The sequence below is a fragment of the Sphingopyxis italica genome (assembly GCF_011926545.1).
GTDB lineage: Bacteria > Pseudomonadota > Alphaproteobacteria > Sphingomonadales > Sphingomonadaceae > Sphingopyxis > Sphingopyxis italica.
Genome location: NZ_JAATIT010000001.1, coordinates 293,539 through 310,646, shown reverse-complemented (window position 1 = coordinate 310,646; position 17,108 = coordinate 293,539). Strand labels below are relative to the sequence as shown.

Below are 17,108 nucleotides of genomic sequence, written 5' to 3'. Positions count from 1 at the left end.
GGATGTGGCAATTTTCTTGCATCTTCAAAGCAACAGGAAAATTGTCATGACCGCAAAATATCCGTCTGTCCGCCGGCGCGTTCCGGCTGGCCTCTTCACGCTTTCCCTCGCCTTGGCGATCGCCGCGGACCCCGCCGCCGCATTGGAAACTGCCGACGACACCGCCGCCGCCGATGACGCTGCGCAGGTCGAAGGCGGAAGCTACGGCGGCGAGATCATCGTCACCGCGCGGCGGCGCAGCGAAACCGCGCAGGACGTGCCGATCGCCATCTCGGTCGTTGACGGCGAACAGATCGACAATACCGGCAGCTTCAACGTCGGCCGGCTGACCCAGCTCACGCCGACGCTGCAATTCTACTCGTCGAACCCGCGCAACACGGCGGTCAATATCCGCGGTATCGGCGCGCCGTTCGGTCTGACCAACGACGGCATCGAACAGGGCGTCGGCATCTATGTCGACGACGTCTATTATTCGCGCGTCGCTTCCTCGACCTTCGACTTCCTCGACGTCGCGCAGATCGAAGTGCTGCGCGGGCCGCAGGGGACGCTCTACGGCAAGAATACGACCGCCGGCGCGATCAACATCACGACCAACCAGCCGACCTTCGATTTCGAGGGCAAGGCCGAGGTCAGCATCGGCAATCTCGATTTCAAACAGGCGAAGGCCGCGATCTCGGGTCCGCTGTCCGATCAGCTCGCGGCGCGCATCGCGGTCTCGTCGACCAGCCGCCGCGGCACGATCTACAATGTCGTGACCGACCGCTATATCCAGAGCCAGGACAATATCGGCATCCGCGGCCAATTGCTCTGGCGGCCGGCCGACAATCTCGACATTACGCTCGCCGGCGACTGGAACAAGCAAGAGGCGGTGTGCTGCGGCTCGGTCTTCGTTCGCACCGGCGAAACGCAGCGGCCGCTGAACCGCCAGTTTGCCGCGCTCGCCGCAGCGCAGGGATATGCCTTCCCGAGCGAGAATCCCTATGACCGGCTCACCGACCTCGATGCCAATCTGAACGCTGGGAATGAGATCGGCGGTGCGTCGCTGCGCGTCAAATGGGACGTCGGGCCGGGCACGCTGACCTCGGTGACCGCCTGGCGCTATTGGGACTGGCAGCCCGAAAACGATCGCGACTTCACCGGCCTGCCGATCGTCACCAGATCGCAGAACCCGTCGCAGCAGGATCAATATACGCAGGAACTGCGCTATAATTACACCGGCGATCGCTTCGATTTCGTCATCGGGGGCTTCTATTATTACCAGCGCATCGACACGCAGGGCACCGAAGGCCATGGCCCCGCGTCGAGCCGCTGGACGATCAATCCGTCGAACCCGCTGTCGAACGATCCATCGGTGCTGGGCGGCCTGACCGCGATCAACACGCAATATCTCAAGAACACCAGCGCGGCGCTGTTCGGGCAGCTGAGCTGGAAAATCACCGACCAGCTGACGATCCAGCCCGGCGTCCGGGTGAATTATGACAAGAAGGACGGCTATTACCGGCGTCTCGTCTTTGCCGGCGACGGCTCGCCGGTGACGGCGGACCTGACAGATGCGGTGTCGGCCGCCCGGCTCGCCGTGTTCACGCCGCAGGAATATGCGCCCTCGTTCAGCGACTGGAATTTCAGCTACGACCTGACCGCGACATGGAAGGCGGCGCGCGACCTGCTCCTCTATGCGACCTATGCGAAGACGTTCAAATCGGGGGGCATCAACCAGAATGGCGTGCCGAACGGCGCCGACGGCGACCCGATCCTCGCCGCCGCGACGGTGAAACCCGAATCGGTCGATCATGTTGAGGCGGGGGTGAAAGCCGAATATTGGGATCGGCGGGCGACCTTCAATCTCAGCGCGTTTCGCACCGACATCAAGAATTTTCAGGCCAATGTGAATAATGGGCAGTTCGGCGTGCTCCGCGGCTATCTGGCCAATGCGGGCAAGGTCCGCACGCAGGGCGTCGAATTCGACTTCTCAGTGCGGCCGAGCGAGCGGTTTCGCGCCTATGCCAATGGCGCTTATACCGATGCCAAATATGAACGCTTCGTCGACGCGCCGTGCCCACCCGAACTGTCGGGCGGGTCCGCCAGCGCGCCGAACTGCGACATTTCGGGGCAGCGCTTGCCCGGCGTGTCGAAATGGGCCTTTTCGTTCGGGGCGGAAGCCAATGCCGAATCCAGCCTGTTCGGACAGGATGGGCAATTCTATCTGGGTTATGACGGCAGCTATCGGTCGGACTGGTCGTCGAACCCGTCGCCGTCGGCCTACACCTGGATCGAGGGTTATTCGCTTTCGAACTTCCGCGCCGGGTTCCGGACCGAGAGCGGGCTCGACATCTTCGGCTGGGTGCGCAACGCGTTCGACCAGAATTATCTCGAGCAACTGAGCGTCGGACCGGGCAATACCGGCCTGATTACCGGCCTGCCGGGCGATCCGCGAACCTGGGGCGGGACGATCAAGGCCAGCTTCTGATCTTCGCCTGTCGGTAAATGAAAAGGGCGGCCCGCCCAAAAAGATATGGGGGGCCGCCCTTTCTCATGCAGGCTGCTGGTCAGCGCTGCTGCGGGTTTTTGTTGCGATCCTCCTGATCGGACCGCTGACCGCCCTGCTGGCGATCCTGGCCGCCCTGCTGTTGCTGTTGGCGACGTTGTTCCTCGTCGCGGTCAGCCTGCGGGTTCTTCTGGTTCTGCTGGTTGGGGTTGTTAGCCACTTTCCATCTCCTTTTTGCCGCGCATAATATCGTGATGCGGCACCGGAGAAACACGCCGAGACGCCACTATGTTCCGATATGCCTCGGCCTTTCGCCGGGGTGGTGCGGTTCCGCGATGAAAGCGGACAGCGTTGTAATCGGACCACTCAATCACTGAATTCAGCTTATTCGGTTTGGTCGACAGGGCGGGCGGGCCTATCCTCCCCCGGTCAGAGCGAAAGGATGACGGCATCGACTCGCCCCGCGCCCCGCATCACCCGCCATCCGGCGCGTCGGCGCCGCTTGCCCGCATGGGCCGGCTTATTGACCTATCTCGCTGTTTCCAAACCATAAGAGGAGAGACTGCATGAACGACCCGACCCCCATCGACGCTGCGGGTGGATGCCCGGTCAACGGCGGCGTGCGCGCGCTGCTCGGCCGCACCAACAAGGACTGGTGGCCCGAAATGCTGGCGACCGAGATCCTCAACCCCAACGGCACCTCGAACCCGCTCGGCGACGACTTCGACTATGCGAAGGCGTTCAAGTCGCTCGACTATCAGGCGCTGAAGGATGACCTCACCGCGCTGATGACCGACAGCCAGCCCTGGTGGCCCGCCGACTATGGTCATTACGGCCCCTTCTTCATCCGCATGGCGTGGCACGCCGCAGGCACCTATCGCACCGCCGACGGCCGTGGCGGCGCCAACAGCGGGCAACAGCGTTTCGCGCCGCTCGACAGCTGGCCCGACAACGGCAATCTCGACAAGGCGCGGCGCCTCCTGTGGCCGATCAAGCAGAAATATGGCAACAAGATCAGCTGGGCCGACCTGTTCATCCTGACCGGCAATGTCGCGATCGAATCGATGGGCGGCCCGGTGTTCGGCTTCGGCGGCGGCCGCGCCGACGTGTTCGAGCCCGAGCGCGACATCTATTGGGGCAGCGAAGACAAATGGGTGAACGAAGGCGTGCAGACGCGCATCGCTCCCGAACATGGCATGCACGAACTCGAAGGCCCGCTCGCCGCGATCCAGATGGGCTTGATCTACGTCAATCCCGAAGGGCCGGGCGGCAATCCCGATCCGCTTCAGTCGGCGCGCGACATCAAGGCGACGTTCGAGCGGATGGCGATGGACTATGAAGAGACCGTCGCGCTGACCGCCGGCGGCCATACGTTCGGCAAGGCCCACGGCAATGGCGATGCGTCCAAACTCGGCAACGCGCCCGCGGGCGGCGATCTCGTCGCGCAGGGCTTCGGCTGGGTCAGCAGCAACGAAAGCGGCGTCGGCGAACATGCGGTGACCAGCGGTCTCGAAGGGGCCTGGGTCAACACCCCGACCGAATGGAGCGAGAATTATTTCCGCCTGCTGCTCGACTATGAATATGAACTGGTGAAATCGCCCGCCGGCGCGCAGCAATGGCAGCCGGTGAACCAGAAGGAAGAGGATATGGCCCCCGCGGCCTGGGACGCTTCCAAAAAGGTCCCGACGATGATGACGACCGCCGACATGGCGTTGAAGGTCGATCCCGAGCTTCGCAAGATCAGCGAGAAATTCCGCAGCGACCATGAGGCGTTCAAGGACGCCTTCGCGCGCGCCTGGTTCAAGCTGACGCACCGCGACATGGGGCCGAAGGTCCGCTACCTCGGGCCCGAAGTGCCCGCCGAAGACCTGATCTGGCAGGACCCGGTTCCCGCCGGCACCACGCCGTCGGACGCCGACGTCAAGGCGGTGAAGGACAAGATCGCCGCGTCGGGCCTGACCGTCAGCCAGCTGATCAAGACCGCCTGGGCCTCGGCCAGCACCTATCGCAAGTCCGACTATCGCGGCGGCGCCAATGGCGCACGCGTCCGCCTGTCGCCGCAAAAGGACTGGGAAGTCAACGAGCCCGCGATGCTGGCGAAAGTGCTCGATACGCTGGGCGGCCTGCGCGGCAATCTGTCGCTGGCCGATGCGATCGTCCTCGGCGGCGTCGTCGGCCTCGAAAAGGCGATCAAGGATGCGGGCTTGAACGTCGCGGTGCCCTTCACCGGCGGCCGCGGCGACGCGACGGCCGAACAGACCGACGCCGACAGCTTCGCGGTGATGGAGCCCGAGGCCGACGCGTTCCGCAACTATGTCGGTAAAAAGAAGCTCGCGGTGAAGATCGAGGAAATGATGCTCGATCGCGCTTCGCTGCTCGGCCTGTCGGTGCCCGAGATGACGGTGCTGATCGGCGGCCTCCGCGTCCTCGGCGCCAACCATGGCGAGCGGGGCCACGGCCACTTCACCAAACGGTCGGGGCAACTGACGAACGACTTTTTCGTCAACCTGCTCGACATGACCAATGTCTGGAAGGCGGTCGATGGCTCGGACGACCAGGAATATATCGCAACCGACCGCAAGGGCGGCGGCGAGACCTGGCGCGCGACGCGTGCCGACCTGATCTTCGGCTCGAACTCGGAACTGCGCGCGGTCGCCGAGGTCTATGCCGAGAGCGGCCATGAAGAGAAGTTCGTGCGCGACTTCGTCAAGGCGTGGACCAAGGTGATGAACGCCGACCGTTTCGACCTCGCCTGATCCGGCGCCGCCGGTCCCGCATCATGCCGCAGGACCGGCGGCGGCCGCAAAAGACGACGGGTCGCGACCCGCCCCCGGGGACATGGGCCTGGGGGCGGGTCTTTTTTTTGCGAAGGGGCGGCTTTGTAGCTGATCGCTGCGACACGACGTTTTACCGCAAGTAATGTTAACAACGTCAATTTGTCCTTGACGTCAATCCGATCTGCGAGCAATGTTTACGTCGATAACATTGAGTCGGAAAGGACAGGCGGATGAAAACCTTGCTCTATGCCATCGGGCCGATGCTGTTCGATTCGCTCGGCGTCCTCGTTTTTGCGGTGCTGCTCGTTGTGGGGGCGGGGATCGTTCCCGCGACGATCGCGGGCACCGTCGTCGCGCTCGGCGTCGTCGGTTACGAACTCGCGCGCGGCAAGAAGGTCGCGGCGCTACAATGGATCAGCCTTGCCTCGGTGCTCTTCACCGCGGCGGCGACCTTGTTCACCGGCGATCCGCGCTTCGTGATGGCGAAACCGACGATCGTCTATCTGATCGTCGGCAGCGTGATGCTGCGCAAGGGCTGGCTCAATCGCTATATCCCGCCCGAGCAGCTCGCGATCGTCGGCGACGTGATGGACCGTTTCGGGATGATCTGGGCGGCGCTGATGTTCACCAGCGCGGCGCTGAACCTCGTCATAGCGCTCTTCTTCACCGCTTGGTGGCCGCTGTTCATCGGCATCTTTCCGCTCGCGTCGAAATTCGGCCTGTTCGCGATCCACATAGCGGTCGTGCATGTCATCACGCAGGCGCGGCTGCGCCGCCGCGCGAGCGGTTTGCAGCCGGCCGCCGCCGAATAGCGGATCACATATTCCCACCCGTTCGTGCTGAGCTTGTCGAAGCACCGTCCTTCTTCGTGCGTCGCCCAAAAGAAAGAACGGCCCTTCGACAAGTTCAGGGCGAACGGAGTGGGGTGGTCCGGGGGGGGGGGCTTTACTCGGCGTCGAGCCCGTAGGCGGTGTGCAGCACGCGCACCGCGAGTTCGGTTTCGTCCTCGTCGATCAGCACGCTGACCTTGATCTCGCTGGTCGAGATCGCCTGGATGTTGATGCCGCGGTCGGCCAGCGCGCGGAACATCGTGCTCGCAACCCCGGCGTGGCTCTTCATGCCGACGCCGACGACGCTGACCTTGGCGACCTTGTCGTCGCTGATGATGCGGTTGAAACCGATCTTGTCCTTCGCGCCTTCGAGCAGATCGATCGAGCGCAGGAGGTCGGTGGCGGGAACGGTGAAGGTCACGTCGGTCTCGCCCTTTTCGCGGCCGACATTCTGGATGATCATGTCGACGTTGATTCCGGCCGCGGCGAGCGGGCCGAAGATGTTCGCGACCGCGCCCGGCTTGTCGGGGACGCGGGTGACGATGATCTTCGCTTCATTCTTGTCGTGGGCGATGCCGGTGATCAGCTGCCGTTCCATCTGATGTTCCTCTATTTCCTCGTCGCTGACGATCATCGTGCCTTTTGCGGGAGCCTCGTCGCCCTCGACGAAACTGGAGAGGACCTGCACGCGCACGCCCATCTTCATCGCGAGCCCGACCGAGCGCGTCTGGAGCACCTTGGCGCCGACGCTCGCGAGTTCGAGCATTTCCTCATAGGTCACATAGTCGAGCTTGCGCGCGCGCGCGACGATGCGCGGGTCGGTGGTATAGACGCCGTCGACGTCGGTATAGATGTCGCAGCGATCGGCCTTCACCGCCGCCGCCACGGCCACCGCGCTGGTGTCCGATCCGCCGCGGCCGAGCGTCGCGACGCGGCCGTCGTCCATCATGCCCTGAAAACCCGGGATCACCGCGACCTCGCCCTTCGCCATCGCGGCGGTCAGCGCGCCGGTGTCGATGTCGATGATACGCGCGCGGGCGTGCGCTTCCTCGGTGCGGATCGGGAGCTGCCAGCCGAGCCAGCTGCGCGCGGGCGTGCCCATCGCTTGCAGGGTGAGCGCGAGCAGGCCCGAGGTGATCTGTTCGCCCGCCGCAACGACGACGTCATATTCGGCGGGGTCGTAGCGCGGGTTCGCCTCGCGGCAGAAACCCACCAGCCGGTCGGTCTCGCCCGCCATCGCGGAGACGACGACCGCGACTTCGTTGCCATTCGCGACTTCGCGCGCGACAAGTTTCGCGACGGTGCGAATCCGCTCGGTGCCCGCCATCGACGTGCCTCCGAATTTCATCACGATCCGCGCCATGTCGCCCCGCTTTCCTGAATCTGGTTTCGGCCGCAACTTTTCCTAGGATTTCCGCGGCGCCCGCGTCGTTACGGAAGGGGGAGGGCGATGGCAAGACCGGCGGCGTATGCGCGGGATAGAATTTCTTGCATGGCGCGAGGCACGGTGCCACATCGCGAGACATGAGTGCCGCTACGATCAATCCGCAGGAAGCCGCCCATTTCGGGGCGCTCGCCGCCGACTGGTGGGACCCGCACGGGTCGTCGGCGATGTTGCACAAGCTGAACCCGGTGCGGCTAGCCTATATCCGCGACCAGATCGACGCGCATTGGCAGGTCGATGCGCGCGAGCGTTACGCATTGGCCGGGCGGAGCGCGATCGACGTCGGTTGCGGCGCGGGATTGCTCGCCGAGCCGCTGGCGCGGATGGGCGCGAAGGTCACCGGCGTTGATGCGGCGCCGGAGAATATCGCCGCCGCGCGCGATCATGCCGCGGGGCAGGGACTGGCGATCGCCTATTTCGCCGGCGAACTCGCGGCGCTTCCACCGGCGACCTTCGACCTCGTCACCTCGATGGAAGTGGTCGAGCATGTCGCGGATCCCGCGGCTTTCATCGGTGAACTCGCGGCGCGGCTGGCGCCCGGCGGGTTGATGATCCTGTCGACGCCGAACCGGACGATGCTGTCGAAGCTGCTGCTCGTCGAGGCGGCCGAGCGCGTCGGTGCGGTGCCGCGCGGGACGCACGACTGGGACCAGTTTCTGAAGCCCGAGGAACTGACGGAATTGCTCGAAGGCGCGGGGCTGGAGGTCATCGACCGCACCGGCCTGTCGCCGTCGGCGGCGAAAGGTTTCAAGCTCGGCGGCAGCGAGGCGCTCAACTATCTGGTCGCGGCGCGGTGGCCGATCGAATAAACCGGCGCCCATAACCCGTCGCCCCGCGAAGGCGGGGGCCACCGTCGGTTTACGCAACGCTGCCGAGCGAGGTCGCCAGCGGCCCCCGCCTTCGCGGGGGATGACGCTTCGGAACGCTTCGCATTCCGTGGCGCGTCAAAAATCCACGTCCTCATAATATTTCGGCGGCGTCACGATCTCCATCCGCTCGGCGAGCAACGGCCTGAAACTCGGGCGCGACTTCAGGCCCGAATACCAGCCCTTGGTCTGCTCGTGCCCGGTCCAGTCGATCCCGCCGAGATAGTCGGCGACCGAGATATGCGCCGCGGCGGTCAGGTCGGCGAGGCTCATCGTCGCGCCGGCGAGCCAGGTGCGGTGATCGATAAGATAGTCGACATAGTCGAGATGGTTGTTCGCCGCCTTCATCGCCTCGCGCAGCGCGCCGCCGTCGGGCGGCTGGCGGTGGACGATGCGTTTCTGCATCCGCTCGAACAGCAAAGGCCCGGTGACTTCATAGTAGAAGTCGTGATCGAACCAGGCGGTCAGCCGGCGGATCTCGGCGCGGTTGGCCGCGGTGCCGTTGATCATCGCCTTGCCTTCGACGGTTTCCTCGAAATATTCCGCGATCGCCATGCTGTCCATCAGCACCTGACCGCGCGTCTGATCGACCATCACGGGGGTGCGTCCCGCCGGGTTCAAATCGATGAACTCGTCGCGGCGCTCCCATGGCGATTCGCGCACCAATTCATAACCCACGCCCTTTTCGCCCAGCAAAAGGCGGACCTTGCGCGAAAAGGGACAGAGCGGGAATTGATAGAGTTGCCACATGCGCTTGGCATAGCGGCAGCGGGGCGCCGCGCGCAACGGCTATGGCGCGTAGCAAAACAGCGGTTGTGGATTAAGCGTCAGCGGCGCGCGTCGGCGCGCTCGCGTTCCCACTGTGCCGCAAGGTCGCGCGCCATGTCCTTGAGCACGGGCGCGTAAGCCGCGAGCGCCGATGCGGCGTGGCCCGCCATGCGCGTGGTGGCGCGGACATCGTCGCCCATCCGTTCAGCGTAATAGGGGTCGCTCCCTGTGACTTCGCCGAGCGTTGCGTCGGGCGGAATATAGGCGGCGTCGGATTCGGGATCGATGTCGGCCACCGCATTGGCGAGCGGGCCCACCTGCATCTGCATCAGCGCGCCGACGATTGCGGTGATCGTGTCGGCCATCCGGTCCTGCGCCACGGGGTCGTTGAGCGTCGCGACGGCGCCCTGCATCTCGTTGGCGGCCGCGGGCAGCGGCGCCGCGAGCGCGATGAGGGGAAGAGCGGCGAAGGCCAGTTTTGCGGTCGAGCGCATGATTTCATCCTTTCGGGATGCGAAAAATCGATGCGGGGCTATAGCCGGACGACGCTTTCGCTGCGCTGAACGGCGGCGGCGATGCGACGAAACGCACCGCCGCCGCGACGGTTCACTCCGCCGCAACCACCTCGACCTCTTCCTCGTTCAACGAGTGCGTCAGGCGGCTCAGCATTTCCTTCGGGCACACCTGCCAGAAACGCGTCCGCCAGCGGTCCCAGTCGGCGAGCACTTCGGCCGACCATTTGCTGCCCGTCGCCTTGGCGTGGTCTTCGACGAGCTCCTTGAGCACCGCCTCCCAATGGCTGCTCGCGAGCCGCTGCCAGACGATCGATTCGCCATTCGCGCGGCGTTCGAACTGCTCGTCGGTGTCGAGGATGAACGCCATGCCGCCGGTCATGCCCGCGCCGAAGTTCGAACCCACGGGGCCGAGGATCACCGCGGTGCCGCCGGTCATATATTCGCAGCCATTGGCGCCGCAACCCTCGACGACGACCTTCGCGCCCGAGTTGCGGACCGCGAAACGCTCGCCCGCCTGACCCGCAGCGAGCAGGGTGCCCGCGGTCGCGCCATAGAGGACGGTGTTGCCGACGATGCTGTTGTGCTGGCTGACGAGCGGGCTCGACACGGTCGGGCGCACGACGATGCGGCCGCCCGACAGGCCCTTGCCGACATAGTCGTTCGCATCGCCGAACACTTCGAGCGTGATGCCCTGGCAAAGAAAGGCGCCCAAGGACTGGCCCGCGGTGCCGCGCAGCCGCACCTGCACATGGTCGTCGGCGAGGCCCTTCATTCCGAAGCGTGCCGTGACTTCCGCCGACAGGCGCGTGCCGACGGCGCGGTGCGTGTTGCGGACATTATAGGTGAGCTGCATCCGCTCGCCGCGCTCGAACAGCGGCTTGGCGTCGCTGAGGATTTGCGCGTCGAGGCTGTCGGGCACCGGGTTGCGGAAGTTCGGCCCCTGCGAGCGGCGCTGATCGTCGGGCGCATCGACTTTGGCGAGGATCGGGTTGAGGTCGAGGTCGTCGAGATGCTCGGCGCCGCGGCTGACCTGACGCAGCAATTCGGTGCGGCCGATCACCTCGTCGAGGCTCGTTACGCCCAGTTTCGCGAGGATTTCGCGCACTTCCTCGGCGATGAAGGTCATCAGGTTGATCACCTTCTCGGGCGATCCGGTGAACTTCTGGCGCAGCTTTTCGTCCTGCGTGCAGACGCCGACGGGGCAGGTGTTCGAATGGCACTGGCGCACCATGATGCAGCCCATCGCGACGAGGCTCAAAGTCCCGATACCGAACTCCTCGGCTCCGAGGATCGCGGCGATCACGATGTCGCGCCCGGTCTTGAGTCCGCCGTCGGTGCGGAGGCGGATGCGATGGCGCAGGCCATTGAGCGTCAGCACCTGATTGACTTCGGAGAGGCCCATTTCCCACGGCGTGCCGGCATATTTGACGCTGGTTTGCGGCGAGGCGCCGGTGCCGCCGGTGTTGCCGGCGACAAGGATGACGTCGGCGTGCGCCTTCGCGACGCCGGCAGCAACCGTGCCGATGCCCGCCGAGCTCACGAGCTTGACGCAGACGCGCGCTTTCGGGTTGATCTGCTTCAGGTCATAGATGAGCTGCGCGAGATCCTCGATCGAATAGATGTCGTGGTGCGGCGGCGGCGAAATCAGCGTCACGCCGGGCGTCGCATGGCGCAGGCGGGCGATGAACTCGGTGACCTTGAAGCCCGGAAGCTGGCCCCCCTCGCCGGGCTTGGCGCCCTGTGCGACCTTGATCTCGATCTCGTCGCACGCGCCGAGATATTCGGCGGTGACGCCAAAGCGGCCCGATGCGATCTGCTTGATGTTGCTGTTGGCATTGTCGCCATTGGCATAGGGGCGATAGCGTTCGCTCGCTTCGCCGCCTTCGCCCGACACCGCCTTGGCGCCGATGCGGTTCATCGCGATCGCCAGCGTCTCATGCGCTTCCGGCGAAAGCGCGCCGAGCGACATGCCCGGGGTGACGAAACGCTTGCGGATTTCGGTGATCGCCTCGACGCTGTCGAGCGCAACGCCTTGGGCGGGATAGTTGAACTCCATCAGGTCGCGGAGGTAAATCGGCGGCAGGTCGGCGACCCCGCGCGCGAATTGCAGATAGGTCGAATAGCTGTCGGTCGCGACCGCGGTCTGGAGCAGGTGCATCAGCTGCGCCGAATAGGCGTGCGCCTCGCCCCCCGCGCGCTGGCGATAGAAACCGCCGATCGGCAGGGTGGTGACGCGCCCGTCGAAGGCCGCCTCGTGCTTCTCGGTCGCGTTGATGAACAGCGACTGATAGCCCTCGCCCGAAATCTTCGCCGGCATCCCCGGGAAGAGGTCGTTGACGAGCGCGCGCGACAGGCCCACCGCCTCGAAATTGTAACCGCCGCGATAGGAGGAGATCACCGCGATCCCCATCTTGGCGAGGATCTTCAAAAGACCGTCGTCGATCGCTTTGCGGAAACGCAGGCGGCAGTCGTCGAGGCTCAGCTCGCCGAACAGGCCGCGCGACTGGCGATCGGCGATCGCCGCTTCGGCCAGATAGGCGTGGACCGTCGTCGCGCCGACGCCGACGAGCACCGCGAAGGCGTGCGTGTCGAGCACCTCGGCCGAGCGGACGTTGATCGAGGCGTAGCTGCGCAGGCCCTTGCGGACGAGGTGGGTGTGGACCGCGGCGGCGGCGAGCACCATCGCCATGCCGACGCGGTTTTCGCCGATAGTCTGGTCCGAGAGGAAGAGTTCGGAGCGGCCCGCGCGCACCGCATCCTCGGCCTCGCGGCGGACGCGCGCGATCGCATCGCGCAGCGTCGAGGCATCGCCGCCGACGGCAAAGGTGCAATCGATGTCGGCGACCGCATCGCCGAAATAGGCGCGGAGGCGATCCCAGTCGTCGCCGACGAGCACCGGACTGTCGATCGCGAGGACGTGGTCGCTCTGGCCCTTTTCATCGAGGATGTTCGCGAGGTTGGCGAAGCGCGTCTTCAGGCTCATCACATGCCGTTCGCGCAAGCTGTCGATCGGCGGATTGGTGACCTGGCTGAAATTCTGGCGGAAGAATTGCGCGACGTGGCGCGGCTTGTCGGAGATGACGGCGAGCGGCGTGTCGTCGCCCATCGACCCGATCGCTTCCTTGGCATCCTCGACCATCGGGCTGAGGATCAGCTCCATATCCTCCATGGTCAGCCCTGCGGCGACCTGGCGGCGCAGCAGTTCCTGACGATCCCACCCAGGCAGGCTCGACTTGCCGCCCTTGGGCAGGTCGGCCATCGTGCGGAAGCCCTTGACGCGCGAGGGATAATCCTGTGCGTCGGCGATCTTGTCCTTGATCGCGAGGTCTTCATAGAGCGTGCCTTCGTCGAGATCGACCGCGATCATCTGACCCGGGCCGAGGCGGCCCTTCTTGCGCACACTCGCCTCGGGCAGAAGCACCATGCCGCTTTCGGAGCCGACGACGAGCAGATTGTCGGCGGTCAGCGTATAGCGCAGCGGGCGCAGCGCGTTGCGGTCCATCCCCGCGACCGCCCAGCGGCCGTCGGTCATCGCGAGCGCGGCGGGGCCGTCCCACGGCTCCATCACGCTCGCGAGATAGGAGTAGAGCGCCCGGTGGTTGTCGGGGACGTCGCTCTCGCTGCCCCATGCTTCGGGGACGAGGATCAGCTTCGCGGTCGGCGCGTCGCGGCCGGCGCGGCACAGCGCTTCGAACACCGCGTCGAGCGCGGCGGTGTCCGACGCGCCCGCGGGGATCACCGGCTTGATGTCCTCGCTATGCTCGCCGAACGCGAGGCTCGCCATCTTGATCTCGTGGCTCTTCATCCAGTTCTTGTTGCCGCGGATCGTGTTGATTTCGCCATTATGCGCGAGGCAGCGGAAGGGCTGCGCCAACCACCATTGCGGGAAAGTGTTGGTCGAATAACGCTGGTGAAAGATCGCGACGCGGCTTTCGAACAGCTTGTTCGTAAGGTCGGGGAAGAAGTCCGCGAGGCTTTCGGCGAGGAACAGGCCCTTGTAGATGATCGAGCGCGCCGACAGGCTGCAGACGTAAAAATCGGCGATCTGCGCCGCGATCACCTTTTTCTCGATGCGGCGGCGGACGAGGTAGAGCTGCTTTTCGAACTCGTCGATCGACGCTTCGTCGGGCCCAAAGTCTTTGCCGCTTTGCGGCATGGGCGGCCCCGCGATCATGATCTGCTCGATCTCGGGGCGCGTGCGCTGCGCCTTGTCGCCGATCACCGACACATCGACGGGCACCTGGCGCCAGCCATAGATGGTGAAGCCGGCGTCGATGATCTCGGACTCGACGATCGTGCGGCAATGTTCCTGCGCATCGAGGTCGGTGCGCGGGAGGAAGATCATGCCGACGGCGAGGCGGTTCGGGCGCACCTTGTGGCCCGACGCCGCGATCGCATCGTCGAAGAAACGCACCGGCAGGTCGACATGGATGCCCGCTCCGTCCCCGGTCTTGCCGTCGGCGTCGACCGCGCCGCGGTGCCACACGGCACGCAAGGCCTCGATCGCCGCCTCGACGACGCGGCGCGACGGCTTGCCGTCGGTCGCCGCGACCATGCCGACGCCGCAGGCATCGGATTCCATGTCGGGGCGATACATGCCTTCGGCTTCGAGCCGCGCGTGATCGGGGGTGGGGTAATGGGTCATCATCTTCGTCCTGATGGTCTGTTTTCCAACTCGTCATCCCGGCCTTCGCCGGGATGACGGAATCATCAATCGGGTCGTTTTTTGCGGGCGTTGGCTTTCGCCTGCTCCCGCGCGTCATCGGCGGCCGACCAAGCGTTGCGGGCGGCCTCTTCAAGCGCCTCGACCCGTTGGCGATCGGTCTCCGACCAGTTTTCGCGATCTTGGACCGTCGCTTCTTCCGCCGCTGCTGCAACGGCGGCTTCTCCCGCTTCCATTGCCTCGTCTGATACCTCGACCGCGGCGGCGGCATCCGCGGCCGCCTCTGCCGCATCGGCGGCCGCTTCCGCAGTGGCGGCATCGGTCGCGGCGTCGATCGCATCGGCGGCCTCGGTCTCTTCGACCACGTCGCTGTTCCACATGTCGCGCTGTTCCTTCAGCACGCTCACATCGACCTTCATCAGCTTGGCGAGCTTGCCGAGTTCCTTGTCGTCGAAGTCCGAAAGCTGCTTTTCCTTGGGCAGCTCCTTCAAATCCTTCTCGATCGCGGGCGCGCGGTCGATGAATTTGGTGACCAGCGGCGGCACCGCCTTGATCACCGCGACCATCACTTCGGGGTCGGCCTGCAGCGCCATCCATTCGCTGGCGTAAAGATTGCCCGTTGGCGTCGCGAGGAAGCGGTTGAGGTCGGTAAGCTGCGCGCCGGTGAACTTGCGCGCATAGGCTTTCGCGAGCCCGTCGCGCATCGGCGGCTCCATGTCGCCCAGCGCCTCGCTGATCAGCGGCTTGATGACGCGCGTGATCTGTTCGTCGCGTTCCTTGCGATGCGGGTCGAACATGTCGGCGACCTGGCCCTTGGTCACCTCGTCGAGCGCGGCGATCTGTTCAGTTTCGACCCCGGTCTTGATCGAGAGCAGCAGGTCCGACTGGCCGCCGAACTCGCCCATGAACGTCTTGAACATCTTGCCGTAGAGATTGTCGACCATCTTCTCGATGCTGCCGGCCGGGATCAGCGCGGCGGTCGTCTGCTGCGCCAGCGCCAGGCGCGCCGGGTCGATCGGCGGGAGGTCGCTCGTGTCGAACATCTTTTCAATGAGCGCGATCGCCTCGTCCATTTCACGCTGCATCTTGGCCTTCTGCGCTTCGGCAGAGGCGGTGCTGTCGTACGGTTCGGCGGTCTCGGTTTCCGGTGCGGCAACGACTTCGGCAACCGGCGCTTCCTCCGGCGCGGCATGGGCGGGCGCGCCGAGCGGCAGCATCGCCACCGCTCCGGCAAGCAGGATCGATTTGAACGACGGCATCATATATTCCTTCCCCTGTTGGTCATGCCGCCTTCTTTTCGCTTTTCGCCTTCGCCTTCAACCACTTTGCCATCTGCTCGCTGACATCGCGGCCGTCGCGGATGCCCCAGACGACCAGGCTCGCGCCGCGCACGATGTCGCCCGCCGCAAAGACACCCGGCAGGCTGGTCATCATCGTCTGGTGATCGACGCGCAAAGTGCCCCAGCGCGTGACCGACAGGTCGGGCGAGCCGAACAGGTGCGGCAGTTCCTCGGGATCGAAGCCCAGCGCCTTGATCACCATGTCGGCGGGCACATCGAACTTGCGGCCCGGGTCGGCCTCGGGGCTGCGGCGGCCGCTCGCGTCGGGGGCGCCGAGGCGCATGCCCGCGACCGCGACTTGCTTCACATGCTTGTCGGCGGTGAAGCTTTCGGGCGCCGAGAGCCAGACGAACTCGACGCCTTCCTCCTCGGCATTGGCGACCTCGCGCTGCGATCCCGGCATATTCTCGCGGTCGCGGCGATAGAGGCACTTCACCGACTTGGCGCCCTGACGGACGGCGGTGCGGACGCAGTCCATCGCGGTGTCGCCGCCGCCGATGACGACGACATGTTTGCCCTTGGCATCGAGGCGGCCGTCGTCGAACGCCGGAACCGCGTCGCCAAAGCTCTTGCGGTTCGATGCGATCAGATAGTCGAGCGCGGCGATCACGCCTTCGGCCGCATTGCCGGGGACGTTGATCTCGCGCGCCTTATAGACGCCGGTGGCGATCAGGATCGCGTCATGCTTTTGCCGGAGCGCGTCGAGCGTCGCATCCTCGCCGACCGCGAAGCCCAGATGGAAGTGGATGCCACCCTCGACGAGCCGGTCGATGCGGCGCATCACGACTTCCTTCTCGAGCTTGAAGCCCGGGATGCCATAGGTGAGGAGCCCGCCCGCCCGGTCGTGGCGGTCATAGACATGGACCTCATGCCCCTGCGCGCGCAGATATTCGGCCGCGGTCAGGCCCGCCGGACCCGCGCCGATCACACCGACCGACTGGCCGGTCGGACGACCGGGATGCAGCGGTTCGACCCAGCCCTCGGCCCAAGCGGTGTCGGTGATATATTTCTCGACGCTACCGATCGTCACCGCGCCATGGCCCGAAAATTCGATGACGCAATTGCCTTCGCACAGGCGATCCTGCGGGCAGATGCGGCCGCAGATCTCGGGCATCGTCGAGGTCGCGTTCGAAAGCTCATAGGCCTCGCGCAGCCGGCCCTCGGCGGTCAGGCGCAGCCAGTCGGGGATATGATTGTGGAGCGGGCAATGCACCGAGCAATAAGGCACGCCGCACTGCGAACAGCGCGCCGCCTGTTCGTCGGCGTCGGGCGCCGCGTAACGCTCGGCGATCTCGCGAAAGTCGCGCGCGCGTTCGTTAGCGGAGCGCTTGTCCGGATAGGATTGTTCACGCCCCACAAACTGGAGCATGCGTTCGGAAGCCATGCAGTATCCCCTTCGTTGAAGGCGGAATTGCATGGC

General features: G+C 65.2%; 11 protein-coding genes. 4 read left to right on the top strand and 7 right to left on the bottom strand.

The window, feature by feature from the left end:
* The first annotated feature begins 46 nt into the window (after nucleotides 1–46).
* Entirely contained in the window at nucleotides 47–2,467 is a 2,421-nt protein-coding gene (locus GGR90_RS01315; protein ID WP_167918749.1) for a TonB-dependent receptor, read from the top strand.
* Nucleotides 2,468–2,546: 79 nt separating this feature from the next.
* On the opposite strand, the gene GGR90_RS01310 is transcribed toward GGR90_RS01315, so the two are convergent.
* Nucleotides 2,547–2,705 (bottom strand): hypothetical protein, encoded by a 159-nt coding sequence (locus GGR90_RS01310; protein WP_167918746.1) that lies wholly within the window; start codon nucleotides 2,703–2,705, stop codon nucleotides 2,547–2,549.
* Between the two features lie 346 nt (nucleotides 2,706–3,051).
* Here GGR90_RS01310 and katG point away from each other — a divergent pair, with 346 nt between their 5' ends.
* Both katG and GGR90_RS01300 read left to right on the top strand, forming a co-directional pair.
* Nucleotides 3,052–5,241 carry a catalase/peroxidase HPI gene (katG, locus tag GGR90_RS01305; protein ID WP_167918744.1) on the top strand — a complete coding sequence of 730 codons (2,190 nt, stop codon included), beginning with the start codon at nucleotides 3,052–3,054 and terminating at the stop codon, nucleotides 5,239–5,241.
* Between the two features lie 251 nt (nucleotides 5,242–5,492).
* Nucleotides 5,493–6,074 (top strand): inner membrane-spanning protein YciB, encoded by a 582-nt coding sequence (locus GGR90_RS01300; protein ID WP_167918742.1) that lies wholly within the window; start codon nucleotides 5,493–5,495, stop codon nucleotides 6,072–6,074.
* A 133-nt stretch (nucleotides 6,075–6,207) separates the two neighbouring features.
* On the opposite strand, the gene GGR90_RS01295 is transcribed toward GGR90_RS01300, so the two are convergent.
* Complete coding sequence (locus GGR90_RS01295; RefSeq protein WP_167918740.1) at nucleotides 6,208–7,455, bottom strand: aspartate kinase; 1,248 nt, start codon at nucleotides 7,453–7,455, stop codon at nucleotides 6,208–6,210.
* Nucleotides 7,456–7,616: 161 nt separating this feature from the next.
* Here GGR90_RS01295 and ubiG point away from each other — a divergent pair, with 161 nt between their 5' ends.
* On the top strand, nucleotides 7,617–8,345 hold the full coding sequence (gene ubiG / locus GGR90_RS01290) for a bifunctional 2-polyprenyl-6-hydroxyphenol methylase/3-demethylubiquinol 3-O-methyltransferase UbiG (protein ID WP_167918738.1): 729 nt from the start codon (nucleotides 7,617–7,619) through the stop codon (nucleotides 8,343–8,345).
* A gap of 135 nt (nucleotides 8,346–8,480) precedes the next feature.
* Here the strand turns inward: ubiG and GGR90_RS01285 are convergent, their stop codons facing one another.
* The 5 genes from GGR90_RS01285 to GGR90_RS01265 all read right to left on the bottom strand — a co-directional run bounded on the left by GGR90_RS01285 (nucleotide 8,481) and on the right by GGR90_RS01265 (nucleotide 17,072).
* Nucleotides 8,481–9,152, bottom strand: coding sequence for a glutathione S-transferase family protein (locus GGR90_RS01285; protein ID WP_167920749.1), 672 nt, complete (start codon nucleotides 9,150–9,152; stop codon nucleotides 8,481–8,483).
* Nucleotides 9,153–9,229: 77 nt separating this feature from the next.
* Complete coding sequence (locus GGR90_RS01280; protein ID WP_167918736.1) at nucleotides 9,230–9,664, bottom strand: hypothetical protein; 435 nt, start codon at nucleotides 9,662–9,664, stop codon at nucleotides 9,230–9,232.
* Nucleotides 9,665–9,776: 112 nt separating this feature from the next.
* The gene (gltB, locus tag GGR90_RS01275) at nucleotides 9,777–14,333 is read right to left on the bottom strand and encodes a glutamate synthase large subunit (RefSeq protein ID WP_167918734.1); all 4,557 of its coding nucleotides are present in this window, start codon (nucleotides 14,331–14,333) and stop codon (nucleotides 9,777–9,779) included.
* 62 nt (nucleotides 14,334–14,395) lie between these two features.
* Nucleotides 14,396–15,607, bottom strand: coding sequence for a DUF2059 domain-containing protein (locus GGR90_RS01270; protein ID WP_245198335.1), 1,212 nt, complete (start codon nucleotides 15,605–15,607; stop codon nucleotides 14,396–14,398).
* Between the two features lie 22 nt (nucleotides 15,608–15,629).
* On the bottom strand, nucleotides 15,630–17,072 hold the full coding sequence (locus tag GGR90_RS01265; RefSeq protein ID WP_167918730.1) for an NAD(P)-dependent oxidoreductase: 1,443 nt from the start codon (nucleotides 17,070–17,072) through the stop codon (nucleotides 15,630–15,632).
* Between the last annotated feature and the right edge of the window lie 36 nt (nucleotides 17,073–17,108).